Origin of the sequence: Pseudoalteromonas sp. PAR1 (assembly GCF_947311895.1) — a bacterium.
Lineage (GTDB): Bacteria > Pseudomonadota > Gammaproteobacteria > Enterobacterales > Alteromonadaceae > Pseudoalteromonas > Pseudoalteromonas lipolytica_C.
This window is the reverse complement of sequence record NZ_CAMZMY010000005.1, coordinates 32,139-48,704: the sequence shown is the minus strand read 5'-3', so window position 1 is coordinate 48,704 and position 16,566 is coordinate 32,139. Positions and strand designations below refer to the sequence as shown.

Below are 16,566 nucleotides of genomic sequence, written 5' to 3'. Positions count from 1 at the left end.
AAACCAGCCCTGCCATTGTGTATGCGCTCATACTCCTTTAAAATAGCGCCCTTGCATATCATCGAGGCTGGCTGTGTTACTCAATTATAATCCCCCAATGACACCTTATTTAAGTATTGTTTATCAAGACGATGACTTGCTTATTGTAAATAAACCAAGTGGTTTACTTACTGTGCCGGGAAAAGATCCAAAACACGCCGACTGCCTTATTGCTCGCATTAATCGCGTTTTTCCAACGGCAAAAATTGTTCATCGCCTTGATATGGCAACCTCTGGCATTATTTGTTTAGCTATGCACAAAGAGGCGCATCGTAATTTAAGCATTCAATTTCAAGATAGAAAAACCGCGAAACGCTACATTGCTCGTGTATTTGGTAAGCTTGAGCAAGAAACTGGTTCGGTAGATTTACCACTTATTTGTGATTGGCCAAACCGCCCAAAGCAAATGGTTGATCACGACAATGGCAAACCGTCATTAACCCACTTTAAAGTGCTTGAGTATGAACAGAATGCAACTCGCGTCGAGCTGACCCCTATTACAGGGCGCTCTCACCAACTACGTGTGCACATGTTGTCTTTAGGTCACCCTATTTTAGGCGATAAGTTGTATGCGCACCCCGAAGCATTCGCCATGGCTTCTCGCTTACAACTGCATGCCGAAATGCTAACCTTAGCTCACCCTGCCAGTGGTGAAACGCTTGTTTTTGAGGCAGCTCCTGAGTTTTAAGACAATTAGCTAAATATTTTACCAACACTGCCGATAGTTAATTTAATCACTGATTTAATTTAAGACTCAGGAAATTTCGGCATGAAGTTAAAACCCGCACATTGCTTAGTTTACGCAGCCTGTTTTGCGTTGATGGGTAATGTGAATGCTGCCGATTTTATTAAACCCACCCCTTGGTCAAGTTTGGTCACTAACGATATTCAACGCTTTTTACCAAGTGATGAAGTACGTACTCTGCTTGCCGGTGAAGATGAGTTTATTAGTTTATATCGCCAATCTATGGCAGCGAGTCAACGCGGAATTGTACTCATTATTCCTGATTGGCAGCATGTTCCAACTAATAATGCCGGAATCAACTTTTTACGTAAGCAGTTAAATGAAATTGGCTATGCGACCCTTGCCATGACCATGCCTGACATTGACTGGCACCCTGCTGATATAACGATGCCAGAGCCCACTGAGAATTCTGAAACTGAGTCAACAACACAAAATGACCAGCAAGCTGACTCAGCTCCACCAGCTAAAACACAACAAGCACCTCATTTTGTAACTGGTGAACCAAATATTAGCGAAGCAGTGCTTGATGATTACAAACTAAAGTTAATCGCTAGATTCAATGCCTTGTATAACAGTGCCATGGATGAAGGTGGCAATATTATTGTCGTGGCGCAAGGTGCCAGTGCGGGGCTCTTGATTGAGCATTATGCTAGCTTTCCAAATAACGAACTAAATGCCTTTATTAGCTTAGGAAGCTATTTACCTAACAGTATTCGTAACCAGCATCTTAATGCCACGCTTTCAACTATCAGCCCACCATTACTGGATATTTTTTACAGTGAAGGTAACCCTGACACACTGCAAAGCGTAAAAGATAGAAAACGTTGGGTTAGAAAGCACGCAAAATATGACTACCGACAAAGAGAGTTATTTGGTGTGCCTTCAGAGCCTGAGCAGCACGAAAGGCTACTCAAAGAAATTGATGGCTTTTTACGCCGCCTTTTTTAAATACTCATAAGCCGCTTGAATATCTTGGCTTTTCTTTACCGCTACTTCCATCATGTGTTTTGGTAAACCTTGCGATACTAATTTATCGGGGTGATGCTGAGCCATGAGCTTTCGATAGGCAACTTTAATATCTCGTGCAGAAGCATCATTGTTTAAGCCTAAAAGAGCCAATGCCTGCGCGCGATTCATGCCATTATTAGGTGGCACACTGTGCCCTCTTTGTTCACTATAACTGCTGCGACTTTGCTGGCCTTGTTGGCGTTGCTGCTCATAAAAGCGCTGTTGTTGCTGGCGAAATGCAAACTCGGCTTGGTAGCGCTTTAACAAAAATGCGAACTGGGTGCGCGAAATACCTAACTGCTTGCTCACCTCTTGCAATAGCTGCTTTTCTTGCTCTGCAAGGTGGCCATCAGAAAAGGCCATTTGAATTTGGATTTCGAGGAATAATTGCAATAAATCATGGCGTCGAGCAAAGCGCTCTTTAAAGTCATGAACGGTTTCTTTTAATGAAAAATCTGTTTCTTTACCACTACGAAAGGCATCTTGTGCTTCACGACGTTCATCACCCGACAGCCTCATTTCGTCCATAAAGACACTGGCAGCTCGAATATGAGTTTCACTAACACGACCATTTGATTTGGCAATATGCCCCATCACCGCAAAACAACTAGAAAAGAAAAGCGCTTGACGTTCGTTAATATCATCGCCTTTAAACAAACCAGAAAACCCACCGGCTTTATCAAAGTCTTGTTTTAAGCTGCGATCGAACATATGGCCTAAGTATAAGCCTAGTAAGGCACCGATGAACTTGCCAAACATAAAGCCAAAACAAAAACCAAGTACTTTTCCCCACATAATTGGCAAACCTCTGTTGTTATTGCAAAGCGAAACGCTGATTGATTTCGTCTAATCTGGCTGGTGTGCCAATGTCATCCCACTGACCTAAGTAAAGCTCCGTTGATACTTGATGTGCACTGAGCTTTTCACGCAAAATTGGTCCAAGTGGACGAACACCTTCGGTTAAACCATTAAAAAAATCAACGTGGTAACGACTTATACCTGAAAAAGTATACTTTTGGCTATCAGGACTTAAATGACTAAGGGCAAAATCACCATCAGGATTATGAGCAGGATTTTCAACAAGTACGATGTGCGCCTCTCCCGCTTGCAAATGAATCTGCATCAACGAAGTCACATCGTAATCAGTATACACATCACCATTTATGACAATAAATTGCTCACCCAATAACGGCAATGCTTGAATGATACCACCTGCGGTTTCAAGCCCCCCCGCCTGTTCTTGGCTGTAAGTGATCGACACACCAAACTGCGAGCCATCAGCAAAATACTCTGTTATTTTGTCGCCCTGCCATGCAAGGTTAATGACAATGTCGGTAATGCCTGCTTGACGTAAATTATTAATATGATGCTCTAATAATGGCTTACCATTAATCCTAAGCATCGGCTTTGGCATTGTTTCTGTTAGCGGCATCATACGCTTACCGCGCCCAGCCGCTAGGATCATTGCTTTCATTTCATCTCTTTTGTTAAGCGCAGCTTGGTACGTGGAATAACAGTGTGTTCTATCCACTGACCAAGTGCTGTTAACTCTGGGTATTCTTTGCTTACATTACTAATGTATTTAAGGGTTGGCAGTACATTATTCAAATAACCAGACTTATCGTCACGAAGTTTTAAGCGGCAAAATATGCCTGCTGCTTTTAAATGACGCTGTACACCGGTCAAATCAAACCAACGTTTAAACATGGCAAATGAGGTGTCTTGCAATAACTGTTGCTGGTTAAACTCGTCATATGCGTAATGCAAAAGATAGTCGAGCTCTTGCTCAGGTAACTTGAAGTAGCAATCTCTTAATAACGAAACAAGGTCATAACACACAGGCCCTTGTACGGCATCTTGATAATCAATGATCGCCCATTGCTGCCCTGTGCGCATTATATTGCGACTATGGAAGTCTCGGTGTACCGTCACAATCGGTTGTTCAAGCGCATTGTTAACTAATAACTCACAAGCTTGTTGCCACATGTGCTGCTCAGCAACAGAAAGTTGCTCACCAATAAAGTTATCAACTAACCACTCTTTAAAAATACTCAGTTCAAACTGTAAAAACTCACCATCAAATACTTTCATGTATTGAGCTGGCGGTATTTGTGCCCACTGCGCACTTAACTTTATTAGGTGTTTGTAGTGTAAAGTGCGATCTTCATCGCCGAGTAAATCAGCCAAGTGTGTATTGCCTAAATCACTAAGTAAAAAGAAACCTTGTTTTTCATCAGCCTGAAGAATTTTAGGTAATTTAAAACCGTGCTTAGAAAATACCTTGTTGAGCTCTATGTAAGGCGTGTTGTCTAATTTGTTGGGGTCTGAGTCCATGACAATATAGCTCTGATCACTTGTATTTACGCGGAAATAACGGCGAAAGCTCGCATCTCCAGTGATGGCGGCTAATTGATATTCATCCTCTTTAAAGTGAGGATTTAAAAACTGCTGTAAACTTTTATAACGATTCATTTAGTAAGATATCTATTTTTCACTAAGTCAATTACTGTATTTGCCATTGTTTTCCTTTATTATGTCTAGCTTATATCCAACCAAAGAGCATTAAGGTCATTAAATGAGCAAAACCTGGGGCATAATGATGCTAAGCGTACTTAGCGCACCATCGTTCGCCGAAACTGAACTGGCACACAATTTTTGTGGCACTTCAATGCAAACCAGAGCTTGGCAACCGCTCCCTGGCCTTGAACTTAATATGATCGATATCAAATCCGATGATATTGAACTATTGGGTACCCAAAGCGCAGAATTTACCGGTAATGTAGATATTAACACCCTAACGATGAATTTGTCCGCACAAAGTGCACTGATTGACAAACAACGTGGGTTACTTAATGCAACCGGCCCTATCGTGTATCGCGATAAAGTAAGCCAAATTAACAGTTCTGGGCTCAATGCGGATTTAAATAATTCTGAATTAAGCTTGCTTGGTGCTGATTATAAGCTCACCGACCAACTTGGTCATGGTGGCGCAGAAAAACTAACAGTCAATGAGTCTGGCTTAAACCTGATGAACGCAAGCTTTACTACTTGCCCTGGCGAAACACCCGTATGGGCAATCGAAGCTGACGAAATTGACTTATCAAGTGAAGATGGCTGGGGCGAAACCCACAATACTGTATTACGAGTGTTTGACACACCGGTTCTTTATATTCCCTATTTTACGTTTCCGTTAGACGACCGCCGTAAATCAGGTTTATTAACGCCTAACTTCTCAAGTTCTGGTCGTTACGGTATTGAAACAATCACGCCATACTATTGGAACATTGCACCAAATTACGATGCCACCATCACGCCGCGTTATATGTCTAAACGAGGCTTACAAATGATTGGTGAGTTTCGTTATTTAACTGAGCAAAACAATGGCCTCGTTGCGGTCGAGTATCTTGATAAAGATGACGAAGAACCCAATGTTGACTCACGTTATTTATTTCACTGGCAACAGCAAAGTTACTTTGGTGAGAGCTGGCGCGGCAATATTGATATTACTAACGTTAGTGACGATAACTACCTAACAGACTTAAACTCTAATTATGCAACTCGCACAGACACTCAGTTATACCGTACTGGTTCACTGACTTACTTGGGAGATACTTGGCATACAAACATTAAACTACAGAGTTTTGAAGTACTTGGTGATCACAAAGAATCCTATGCAGCGTTACCACAAATTACTTTTTCACAAATGGATGCCTATGATTTCTACGGTATCGATTTAACGCTTGACGGTGAGCTCAGTTATTTTACCAATGATAAAGCCATCATTGATGAAGCGAGTAGACTTCACATTGAACCAAAAGCAAGTTTTGGCTATCAAGAATATGCTTGGTCGTTTTTATCTGAATTCAGCTTACTCCACACTGAGTATAACCAGCATGGTGATTTAACAGGCACCGACTTCGACGAAAGAGTGACACGTACTATGCCTAAAGTACGCTTGTACAGCCAGTTAAACTTCGAGCGAGAAACTGCCTTTTTCTTTAAAGATGGCATTCAAACGCTTGAGCCACAAATTCAGTACTTGTATACGCCAAATAAAGACCAATCGAACATTGGCCTTTACGATACAGCTAAATTACAAGATGATTTTTTTGGTTTATTTAGAGACCGTCGTTTCTCAAGTATCGACCGTATTGCCACTGCAAACCAATTCACATTGGGTGCCACAACTCGCTTATTCAGTAATGAAAACGAAGAAGTGTTTAATTTTAGTGCCGGCCAAATATTTTATTTAAGTAATGATGCTAAACCAACATCACAAGGGCTTCAGTCAGATACTAACTACAATGCCTTGTTTGCAGCGCAAACCATGTTACATTGGCACCGTCGCTGGTATTTATCGGGTGGTATTCAATATGACACTGACGGTAAAGAAATTATTCAATCAAACATAACCTTAGATTATAAAGGTGACGATAAACAGCTCGTACAATTGAACCATCGCTATGCAAATGATGTCTCAGGCAATACAATCGAGCAAGTTGGTCTATTCACCAGCATTCCGCTAACACAAGATTGGCAGTTTGTTGGTAGCTACCACCGCGATTTAGAAAGTGGTCGTAGCATTGAGGTTTTCAGTGGTCTTCAGTATGAATCTTGCTGCTGGGCGTTTCAAATCACAGGCCGTCGTCAAATCGAAACTGATTTGAATCAAGCGATTGGTCAAGAGCAAGCTACTTTTGATACCAGTATTGGTTTCAATATCGTATTAAAAGGGCTTGGAAGTAAAAGCCGTTATGATGCACAAAAATTATTACAACAAGGTATTTTTGGCTATCGTAGACCGTATTTTCTTAATAACTAGTACCGCAGTACTATTAGCAAGAGTATTAGAAAAAGTATGAATTTAAAAAAACTATTTGCATCAGCATTATTAACAGTTGGCCTATGCCAAAGTGTTTTCGCAAAACCTGTCGAAATCGACAAAGTCGTCGGGGTTGTTAACCAAGGTGTTATTTTACAAAGTGAAGTTGACACCATCATTAACCGTGTTAAAACTCAAGCAGCAGAGCAAGGCCAGCAACTGCCTTCTGATGACACGCTACGTATTCAAGCGATTGAACGTTTAGTAAATCAAACGCTTATGATGCAACTTGCAGAGCGTATGGGTCTAGAAATCTCAGATTCTCAATTAGACCAAACACTTGAAAACATGGCCCGTGAGCAAGGCGGTACGATTGCAGATTTACGTCGTACGATTGAGGCGGCAGGTGAAAGTTACACCGCGTATCGTGAAGAGATCCGTAAAGAAATAACGACTCAGCAAGTGACTCGCGCCAATGTTGATCGTCGAATTTACATTAGCCCACAAGAAATCGATAACTTATTAAAAATCATGGAAACTCAAGGTAAAAATGCCGAAGAGTATGACATTGGTCACATCCTGATTGATATCCCAAGCGATGCAACAGCTGATGAAATCGCAAGTGCAAAAACACGTGCAGACAAAGTAATCGAATTTTTAAATGAAGGTAAAGAATTCAAACGTATTGCTATCTCATCATCAAGTGGCTCAAAAGCCCTTGAAGGTGGTCAACTAGGTTGGATGAGCATCAATGAAATGCCATCGTTGTTTGCAGAAGCAGTGAAAGGTCATAAGAAAGACGATATTGTTGGCCCGCTTCGTTCAGGTGCTGGTTTCCACATCATCAAAGTTCAGGATGTTCGTGGTCGTCAAGTGGTTGAAACAACAGAAGTTCGCTCACGTCACATTTTAATCAAGCCATCAATTATCTTAAGCGAAGAAAAAGCGCGTGACATGCTAAAAGGCTTTGCTAAAGACTTACGTGAAGGAAAGGCAGACTTTGCTGAACTAGCAAAAGAATACTCTGAAGACCCGGGTTCTGCATTAAAAGGCGGTGAGTACGATTGGACTGATCCAAGTACTTATGTACCAGAGTTTAAAAATACTCTACTTTCACTTGATAAAAATGAAATCAGTGAGCCTTTCAGAACGCAATTCGGTTGGCACATTGTGCAGTTACTTGATAAGCGTGTAGCAGACAAAACAGAGCAAGCTAAACGTAACCGCGCGCATCAACTGCTGTTTAATCGTAAATTTAAAGAAGAAAGTTTCAACTGGCAGCAAGAAATGCGCGAACAAGCCCATGTTGATATTTTCCCAGCAGAATAACGATCATGACTATACGAATTGCAATAACACCCGGTGAGCCGGCCGGTATAGGCCCTGATTTACTAATAAAATTAGCTCAACATCACTGGGATGCCCAGCTTGTTGTGATTGCTGATGGTGCGCTGTTAAAGCAGCGCGCAAAATTATTAGGGTTAGAATTAAACCTAATTAAGTTTGACGAAACGCAAGCTCCAACCGACACACCAGCTGGAAGTGTTTACCTTCATCAAGTCGATTTAGGTGAAGACGTTGAAGTTGGCGTTTTAAATGACGCTAATGGCCAATATGTACTTGATACCTTACGTATCGCCAGTGAAAAGAATATGGATGGAACCTTTGCTGCTGTTGTGACGGGTCCAGTTCATAAAGGCATTATCAATAAAGCAGGTATTTCATTCAGTGGTCACACCGAATATTTTGCTCAGCAATCAAATACTGCCGATGTCGTCATGCTTCTTGCAACCGAAGGCTTACGCGTTGCACTTGTTACAACGCATATTCCACTGGCGTATGTATCACGTGCCATTACAGTTGAACGATTAAGTAAAGTTATCTCGATATTAAACCATGACTTACAGACAAAGTTTGGTATCGAGAAGCCGCGTATTTTAGTGTGCGGATTAAACCCACATGCAGGTGAAGACGGTCACTTAGGTACTGAAGAGATTGACACAATTACACCTACCCTTGAGCTTTTAAATAACCAAGGTATGAATTTAATTGGTCCTTTACCAGCTGATACTCTTTTCCAAGATAAGTATTTATCGCAAGCAGATGCAGTGCTGGCAATGTATCACGATCAGGGCTTACCTGTGCTAAAATACAAGGGTTTCGGCAAATCAGTCAATATCACTCTTGGCTTGCCATTTATTCGCACATCAGTAGATCATGGCACAGCACTTGATTTAGCCGGTACAGGCACTGCTGATGTGGGTAGTTTTGAATTAGCGATCCGCGAAGCAATTAAGCTCGCCCATGAAAAAGCACAGAATCAATGACAGATAAAGTACATTTAGGACACCGCGCCCGTAAGCGTTTTGGTCAAAACTTTTTAAACGATGACATGATTATCGATAAAATCGTCACGGCTATCGATCCTAAACCTGAAGACAATTTAGTAGAAATCGGCCCGGGTCTTGGTGCAATCACTGAGCCTGTTGCAGATTTAAGTGGCCATTTAACTGTTGTTGAGTTAGACAAAGACTTAGCAGAGCGTTTAACAAGCCATCCATTTTTAGGTCCAAAACTTACAGTGCATCAAGGTGATGCAATGAAGTTTGATTTTAGTACCTTAATCAAAGCGGATGAAAAACTAAAAATATTTGGTAACTTACCTTACAACGTTTCAACTCCGTTGTTATTTCACTTATTTGAATTTGCAGACAACGTTGAGCATATGCACTTTATGTTGCAAAAAGAAGTGGTCAAACGTATGGTCGCAGGTCCGGGCAGCAAAGCTTTTGGCCGTTTAAGTGTGATGACACAATATTACTGTCATGCGATGCCAGTGATTGATGTGCCACCTGAGTGCTTTAAGCCCGCACCAAAAGTTGACTCAGCAGTGATCCGCTTGATCCCTAAAAAGCCTGAGCAACGTACAGCAAAGAGTACCAAACTTTTAAATACAGTCTGTTTAGAAGCGTTTAACCAACGCCGTAAAACACTGCGCAATAGTTTATCTAACTTACTGACAGCTGAAGAGTTAACTGGCATAGGTATTGATATTACGCTTCGCGCAGAAAGCCTGTCTTTACAACAATTTATTGATATAGCTAATTGGATTTATGACAACAAGCAGTAATTTAGGTTCGCCAATTAAGGTCTCTGTTGAGACCTTCTATGTTGAAGGCCAATCAGAGCCTGAACAAGATAAATACGTTTTTGCTTACTCAATCACCATTAAAAACCACAGCTTATGCAGTGCAAAGCTTTTAAGTCGCTATTGGTTAATTACCGATGCCAACGGCAAAGAAGTCGAAGTACAAGGTGAAGGTGTTGTTGGTGAAACGCCAACAATTGCCCCTGGAGAAAGCTATAAATACACCAGCGGAGCAGTTCTCGATACTCCTGTGGGCACGATGCAGGGCCACTACACAATGCGCAATGAGTTTGGAACTGAATTTGAAGCGCCTATCGAAGTGTTTCGTTTAGCACGTCCAAATATACTGCATTAGGTAAGCATGGCTGACTACGCAATAGGTGATCTACAAGGCTGTTTTACTGAGTTTGATGCGTTACTAAAACGTGTTAACTTCAACCCTAGCCAAGATCATTTATATTTAGTGGGTGATATAGTCGCAAGAGGTCCTGATTCACTTGCGTGTCTTGAGCGGCTATATAGCATGCAAGGTAGTGTTAGCATTACATTAGGCAATCATGATTTGCATCTGATTGCCTGTCACCATTTGAATAAGCCAGCCAATCCTAAAGATAAATTAGAACCGCTTTTTAATAGCTCAAAACGCGCTGATTATATTCAATTTTTACAGCAACAACCTTTAGCTATTTGGCTTGAAAACTATAATATGTTTATCAGTCATGCGGGGCTAAACCCTAGCTGGTCAGTCAAAAAAGCCCTCAAATGTGCTCGCTTCGCCGAATCCTGTTACCAAGGTGACGATGCGCATCATTATTTTACGCATATGTATGATCCTCACCCGCTTGAGTGGTTAAAATCTTTAAGCAATGAGGAAAAGTTTCGCTACATCGTTAATTATTTTACTCGGATGCGGTTTGTCGATCACGATGGCAAGTTAGATTTAAATAATAAAACCAATACAAGTATCGATACTTCATTTATTCCTTGGTTTGAGCATCCAAATATTCTGAAATTAAAACAACAGATTACATTTGGCCACTGGGCTGCTCTAGAAGGAAAGGTTGAATATAAAAATATTCATGCCCTCGACACAGGCTGTGTATGGGGAGGTGCTATGACACTAATGGAACTAAGTAAAAATAAGTACCACACAGAAAGTTCTCATTCTTTTATCTAAATAAACTGAAAAATAACTGAACATCTGTTAGATTTATACAATTAAAGTAAATTTAAATTAAAGCTACTTAAATTTAAATACTTAACTAATTGGCAACCTTGCCGATAAGTGTTGATTAGTACTATTTTGTGGAATTACATATGAACTTGACCGTTAGACAGCGTATTTGGGGTGGCTTTATTGTCATTACCTTGCTCCTGCTTTTTATTGGTGGTAACTCGTTGGTCAGAATTACCAATATTGATCAATCAACGCAGCGTGTTAATCAGCTGTCGCTACCAGCGCTTGATAAAAGCTACGAGCTGCAGGTCGAATTTATTTTAATGAGTAAAGCTGCACAAGCCAGTTTTTATACATCATCACAAGAAGAACTAACAACAATACGTAATCGCTTTAATGAACAGAAAAAACGTTATGATAGCTCTTATCAAGAGTTACAACGCATTGTCAGCGATGATCCTGAACTAAAAAGCAGCAGCCAACAAGTTGAGCAGACCTACAAGCGATTCAATAAATCTGTCGAAAATTTATTTGCTGATAAGAAAACACAACTTGATTTAAACAAAACACTCGCAAGCCAGCTTGAGAATATAGAAATTAGCGCAGAAGATGCGAACTCAGTAGTTCTTGATATCATTGATATTGACGGTCTTGAAGAAAACCACTCTCGCGCCTACCAAGCCGCCAACAACATGGAAAACAACTTCCAGTCAGTGGTTACAAACAGCACTGATATGCTTACGGTGAAAACGCTAAATACCCTCGATATCATTAAAAATGAGCAAGTATATTACCTAGAAGAGATTGAGCGAAGCCTTGGTCTTATTCGCCCAGCAATTATTGATAACAACGCTGGACTATACAATGATTTAAATAATTACTTTGAATCTTTGGCTAACAATGTGCGTGGTAACAACAGTTTATCAGCCAACAAAAAGCGCTTAATCGATGCCATAGCGCAAACACAAGCAGAACTTGCTAACGCAGAAAACTCAACCACCGAAGCATTAAAGCAGTTAAGAGACCTTGTAAACGAAGCAACTGTTTTAGCATTTGATCTACAACAAGATGTGAGTGGTAATGTATCGACAGCGACAATTTGGACATGGATTGCGATGGCTATTGCGACCTTAATTGCTATTGTTGTCGCTGTCATTACGGTTAACCGTATCACGAAACCTCTGCTTGAGGTGAATCGTATTCTTGATATCGTTGCCAGCGGCGACATGACTCAACGTTTAGATGATTCAGCAAAAGATGAATTCGGTGAATTGTCTCGTAGTTGTAATACCCTGATTGAAAGTTTACGAACACTTATTCAAGGTATTATTTCTCGTTCTACGCAACTTGCTGCCGCATCAGAAGAGACTTCAGCGATCACTGAGGAATCTAGCCAAGCAATTCGCAATCAGCAAGCACAAGTTGAACAAGCAGCCACTGCAACCACTGAAATGAGCAGCACATCACAAGCAGTAAGCAGCAGTGCACAACAAGCACTTAGCGAAATCAAAAATGCGGACAAAGAAGCTGATCGTGTTAAAGGTATTTCTTCGCAAAACAAAGCAACCATAGAACAACTTGCGCGTGAAGTTGATGATGCATCACACGTTATTAATCAGTTACACAAAGACAGCGCGTCAATTGGCGGTATTTTAGATGTAATTCGTGGCATTGCTGAACAAACTAACCTCCTTGCACTCAATGCGGCTATAGAAGCTGCACGTGCAGGTGAACAAGGTCGTGGTTTTGCGGTTGTAGCAGACGAAGTACGTTCACTAGCAAGTAAAACACAAGAGTCGACCCAAGAAATTCAAGCAATGATTGAATCTCTGCAAGTAGGCGCAGAAGCTGCTGTAGCAGCAATGTCTAAAGGTAAACAACAAGCTGAATCATGCGTTGAGCAATCAGATCTTGCCAACACTGCACTAGACTCAATTACTGCAGCTGTTGCTCAAGCGCACAATGTAAGTGAAGAAATTTCCACTGCGGCTCATGAGCAACAACAAGTATCGCAAGAGATCAGTGAACGATTGGAGTCTATCGTGGCAATTGCAGAGCAAACAGCAGAAGGCGCAAACCAAACTAACATCTCAAGCTCAGAAGTTGCTAAGTTAGCAGAAGAGCTTCGATTATCGGTCGATGCGTTTAAAGTTTAATAAGCATAAACACAAACAAAAAAACCGTGTTCAAAACACGGTTTTTTTATCTTTAAAAAAGGCTATGACTTAATTTGCACTAAGTCAAAATCTGCCATTCCAGGCACTATTTTTTGTAACCTTGATTCAGTTACATCTAAAGAGTTTAAACATTCACAGTACTCAGAAGCTTTCATCTCAAGCTGCTCTGCTTTTTTTTGCAGTGATTTATCAATTTCTTTTGAGATGATATCCATTCGCTGTCCCATATCGTTAATACGATCTTCGATATTCCCTTCGCGCGATTTAAACGCATCCCCCAGCGACACTAAAATAGCCCCCAGTGAACCGTGAACTGCGGAGTGAATTTTTTGGCTAATTTCCTTCGTGAAGAAATCATCGATTTTCGACAGCGACTGCGGAGCAATAAAGAAAAAGTCATCGCCACGCTTAAACTTATCCATCAGCGCACGTTCAACATATTGCAGCTGAGTTTTTAGTACTTCAGGCTCTTTATCTGACATACCTTCAACGACCTGTTCAATCGCACTTAAACCGAGATTTACACCATCAGTCGCAAGGTCTACTAGCTCTGGGACGGTTTGTCTGATACCACGGCTAAACTGTTCAACAACTTTGCTTTCTTCGGGGCTCAAATCAACCCAGTAACCACGAATAAATAATTGCTTATCGTTATTAATTTGTACCCGTGTCTGACCTTTATCAACAATACGAATAACATCGTCAGTAATAATTAAGCCATGACTAAGCTCAACATCACATTGTTTTTTTTCAAGGGTAGCGTAGCTGGAAAAACTAGAGAATGTAATGGCCGCTGCCAACAACGAGCGAGAAAAGAACGCCATATACACCTCAATAAGACAAAAAAGGAAGGCCGCTAGATTAGCAAATATCCAGTTTTATGCAAGTAAAACGCCTAGCTATGCTAGGCGCCTTAAAACACAGGAAGGTTAAATTGGTGAACCCGGTGGCATTGGCAACACTTTAAAGTTGGCAGGCCATTCACCACTTTCTAAAAAGTGACTGATTTGCTCGCTTAAATATTGCTTGAATGCACTGTTACCAACTGATGCGCTGCCTAGCATTGATTCTTGCTGATAACTCTTTGCTAGTTTAGCTAAGTAGTAACGAAGTTGGGCTTGTACCTCGGGTGCGACTTCGCTGCTTGCGACTAAATCGGCAAACTGTTTCGCTGTTAAAAGCTGCACACGCTGGCTAATTTTACCTGCCATCCCTGAAGCAATTTTTTGCTCAAAAACTTGCTGATAAGTTTGCGCTAATAGCGCATCTAAACCATAAAATGCATCGCTTCTTGCTTGCTGCTGCGCTAAGCGGTTAATGCGTTGGCTATTAAAAAGTAGATTCAAACTATGTGCAGCAGCCACCTCAGGCAGTGCCATAGCATCAAGCGTAAGTCCTGTGCGACCAACAATGCTCTCTCGTGACTTAGATTCACCATACGCTTTTGGTGGAATAAGCGCTAATACCGACTCAGGTAAAACAAGGTTCTCGGCTTTTAGTGTAGCAAGCACTGCATCCACTGCCGCTTGTTGTGTTTGCTTTGCAACAACCTGCGCTCCTTTAGGCTGTGAGCCATCGCGCACTTCGTATTCGTAATTCACACCAGCAATTAGTTTAACCGCAGCTTCTACTTGGTAACGGTGGAATAAATAAAGTGGCACCAGCATTTCTTCTAGTTGCGATAAAGCAGTGCCCGTTTTGATGTTCTCAATGCCAAAGCTCGTCAGCGCTTGTTTACGAACATCAAGTACACGCATTAGCTCATCACTCGGTGAACTACCGTTATCCCATAAATGGCCAGTTGGATGAGCACCACCTTGAGCGCGGGCATCACTGTCTGAGATAAACTCCAGCCCTTTAATTTTGTTTTCAGCTAAAATTGCGGCCAATTGCTGTGCTTCATCTTGATTAGTGAAATCACTATAGCCGTATTTAATCACTTGAGTATCCCAAACGCCCATACCAGCAGCATAGCCTCGGCTTACATCTAACTTACCTTGCTCATTAAAGCTCAGTAACGGATGTGGATAATCCATTACAGAGGCTCTGTCTGCCACTGACGCTGCAAAGTTATGCGAAATACCTAAAGTATGCCCTACTTCATGGGCGCTTAATTGACGAATACGATCAAGTGCCATGGCTTGTAAACGCTTAGCCACTTCATTGCCTTCAAAGTATGGAGCAGCTAATGCTTCTGCAATTAGGATGTCTTGACGAACACGCAGTGACCCGAGTGTCACATGACCTTTGATAATTTCACCTGTTCGCGGGTCAATCACAGAGCTGCCATACGACCAGCCACGTGTTGCACGGTGCACCCATTGGATCACGTTATAGCGCACATCCATAGGGTCTGCATCATCAGGTAATACTTTAACGATAAAAGCATTCTTGTAGCCTGCTGCACTAAATGCATCATTCCACCATTTAGCACCATCAAGTAACGCTGTTTTAACTGGCTCAGGTACGCCCGGATCTAAATAATAAACAATCGGTTCAACGGGTTCGCTGATTGGTAAGCTCGGATCTTTTTTCGCTAAACGATGACGTGGGATGTAACGTACATACATAGACTCACCCAGCGCAGCCGCATAATCTTTATGCTCAATGCTCCAAAAACCTGCTTGAGGATGGAATTTGCGCGGGGTGTAATTATCATCAGGTAATTCAATTAATGAGTGATGCATATGCACTGTCAGCGCATAAGGGTCGGCACTCACTTGACGAACATACTTACCCGGGTTATTTCCTTGAAAAGTAAGTACGGCTTCTAGTTCAGTATTTTTTTCAAACGCTTTTGAGCGTGCTAAATATACCGCACTGCGGTTGCTATCTAAGTTAAAACTTCCTTGCCCGGTTGCCGATAAACGACGGCTTACACCATGAACATCGCTTAATAAATAAGGTGTGTAATCCACAAGTACCGCAGTGTCTGACTGAGCTACAACACTAAAGCCCGCTAGAATACTTGATGCGAATGCTTCTTTAATACTTTGTTGTTCCGCAAGATTATTAGTGTTAGCGCGGTAATAAGTATTAATGGCTCTTAGCATCACCTTATCACCAAAACGCTCAAACTGTACTAAGTGAGTATCACCTAACTGACCACGATCTAAGCCAATATCGTTTGAGCCAACACCGTAAGGTAGGCTTTGTTGTAATAAAAATTGCTGCTCGAGTTTATCCACCTCAAGGTACAATTTGCCGTTTTCTGTATCGTAATAAAATGAAAAATAGCCCGAAAAATGAGTCATTTTTTCAGTAAAATCATTTATAGACTTAATTGCTGCGTGTGCTTGAGTTATCATAGTAAGTAGCACAGCTAAGAGCAGATATCGTAGTAATGGTATTTTTTGCATAATCTTATCTTTGTTATTCGCGTTTTAAATACTGTATAGGTATTAAGCAGTATAAAGTACCGTTTATAAAAATCAGCTATTTAAGACGAAA

14 protein-coding genes are annotated in these 16,566 nt (G+C 41.3%); 9 read left to right on the top strand and 5 right to left on the bottom strand.

Annotated elements, in window-relative coordinates; genetic code table 11:
- Nucleotides 1–73 precede the first annotated feature (73 nt).
- Entirely contained in the window at nucleotides 74–727 is a 654-nt protein-coding gene (gene rluA, locus QL229_RS05390) for a bifunctional tRNA pseudouridine(32) synthase/23S rRNA pseudouridine(746) synthase RluA (RefSeq protein WP_135923569.1), read from the top strand.
- 81 nt (nucleotides 728–808) lie between these two features.
- Entirely contained in the window at nucleotides 809–1,732 is a 924-nt protein-coding gene (locus QL229_RS05385) for a DUF3530 family protein (protein WP_135923568.1), read from the top strand.
- On the opposite strand, the gene djlA is transcribed toward QL229_RS05385, so the two are convergent.
- From djlA to QL229_RS05370, 3 genes are read right to left on the bottom strand one after another with little or no spacing between them, the layout of a single operon-like run.
- Complete coding sequence (gene djlA, locus QL229_RS05380) at nucleotides 1,715–2,587, bottom strand: co-chaperone DjlA (RefSeq protein WP_281546533.1); 873 nt, start codon at nucleotides 2,585–2,587, stop codon at nucleotides 1,715–1,717. The two genes, QL229_RS05385 and djlA, sit on opposite strands and share 18 nt — an antisense overlap.
- Before the next feature lie 19 nt (nucleotides 2,588–2,606).
- The gene (gene murU, locus QL229_RS05375) at nucleotides 2,607–3,266 is read right to left on the bottom strand and encodes an N-acetylmuramate alpha-1-phosphate uridylyltransferase MurU (RefSeq protein WP_135923566.1); all 660 of its coding nucleotides are present in this window, start codon (nucleotides 3,264–3,266) and stop codon (nucleotides 2,607–2,609) included.
- On the bottom strand, nucleotides 3,263–4,264 hold the full coding sequence (locus tag QL229_RS05370; protein WP_199526068.1) for a phosphotransferase: 1,002 nt from the start codon (nucleotides 4,262–4,264) through the stop codon (nucleotides 3,263–3,265). The genes murU and QL229_RS05370 overlap by 4 nt, the downstream gene beginning before the upstream one ends.
- Before the next feature lie 103 nt (nucleotides 4,265–4,367).
- Between QL229_RS05370 and lptD the strand changes: the two genes are divergently transcribed.
- From lptD to QL229_RS05335, 7 genes are all read left to right on the top strand, one after another.
- Nucleotides 4,368–6,614 carry an LPS assembly protein LptD gene (gene lptD, locus QL229_RS05365; RefSeq protein ID WP_135923564.1) on the top strand — a complete coding sequence of 749 codons (2,247 nt, stop codon included), beginning with the start codon at nucleotides 4,368–4,370 and terminating at the stop codon, nucleotides 6,612–6,614.
- 36 nt (nucleotides 6,615–6,650) lie between these two features.
- Nucleotides 6,651–7,943 (top strand): peptidylprolyl isomerase SurA, encoded by a 1,293-nt coding sequence (gene surA, locus QL229_RS05360; protein WP_135923563.1) that lies wholly within the window; start codon nucleotides 6,651–6,653, stop codon nucleotides 7,941–7,943.
- Between the two features lie 5 nt (nucleotides 7,944–7,948).
- Nucleotides 7,949–8,941 (top strand): 4-hydroxythreonine-4-phosphate dehydrogenase PdxA, encoded by a 993-nt coding sequence (gene pdxA, locus QL229_RS05355; protein ID WP_135923562.1) that lies wholly within the window; start codon nucleotides 7,949–7,951, stop codon nucleotides 8,939–8,941.
- Nucleotides 8,938–9,744, top strand: a complete 807-nt coding sequence (gene rsmA / locus QL229_RS05350) for a 16S rRNA (adenine(1518)-N(6)/adenine(1519)-N(6))-dimethyltransferase RsmA (protein ID WP_135923561.1) — start codon at nucleotides 8,938–8,940, stop codon at nucleotides 9,742–9,744. Before pdxA ends, rsmA begins: the two co-directional genes overlap by 4 nt.
- Entirely contained in the window at nucleotides 9,728–10,117 is a 390-nt protein-coding gene (gene apaG, locus QL229_RS05345; RefSeq protein ID WP_054550996.1) for a Co2+/Mg2+ efflux protein ApaG, read from the top strand. The genes rsmA and apaG overlap by 17 nt, the downstream gene beginning before the upstream one ends.
- A 6-nt stretch (nucleotides 10,118–10,123) precedes the next feature.
- Nucleotides 10,124–10,939, top strand: coding sequence for a symmetrical bis(5'-nucleosyl)-tetraphosphatase (locus QL229_RS05340; protein ID WP_281546532.1), 816 nt, complete (start codon nucleotides 10,124–10,126; stop codon nucleotides 10,937–10,939).
- Between the two features lie 140 nt (nucleotides 10,940–11,079).
- Entirely contained in the window at nucleotides 11,080–13,095 is a 2,016-nt protein-coding gene (locus QL229_RS05335; protein WP_135923559.1) for a methyl-accepting chemotaxis protein, read from the top strand.
- 62 nt (nucleotides 13,096–13,157) lie between these two features.
- Here QL229_RS05335 and QL229_RS05330 read toward each other — a convergent pair whose 3' ends face one another.
- Both QL229_RS05330 and QL229_RS05325 read right to left on the bottom strand, forming a co-directional pair.
- Nucleotides 13,158–13,940 (bottom strand): YggN family protein, encoded by a 783-nt coding sequence (locus QL229_RS05330; RefSeq protein ID WP_135923558.1) that lies wholly within the window; start codon nucleotides 13,938–13,940, stop codon nucleotides 13,158–13,160.
- A 105-nt stretch (nucleotides 13,941–14,045) separates the two neighbouring features.
- Nucleotides 14,046–16,475 (bottom strand): zinc-dependent metalloprotease, encoded by a 2,430-nt coding sequence (locus QL229_RS05325; RefSeq protein ID WP_281546531.1) that lies wholly within the window; start codon nucleotides 16,473–16,475, stop codon nucleotides 14,046–14,048.
- Between the last annotated feature and the right edge of the window lie 91 nt (nucleotides 16,476–16,566).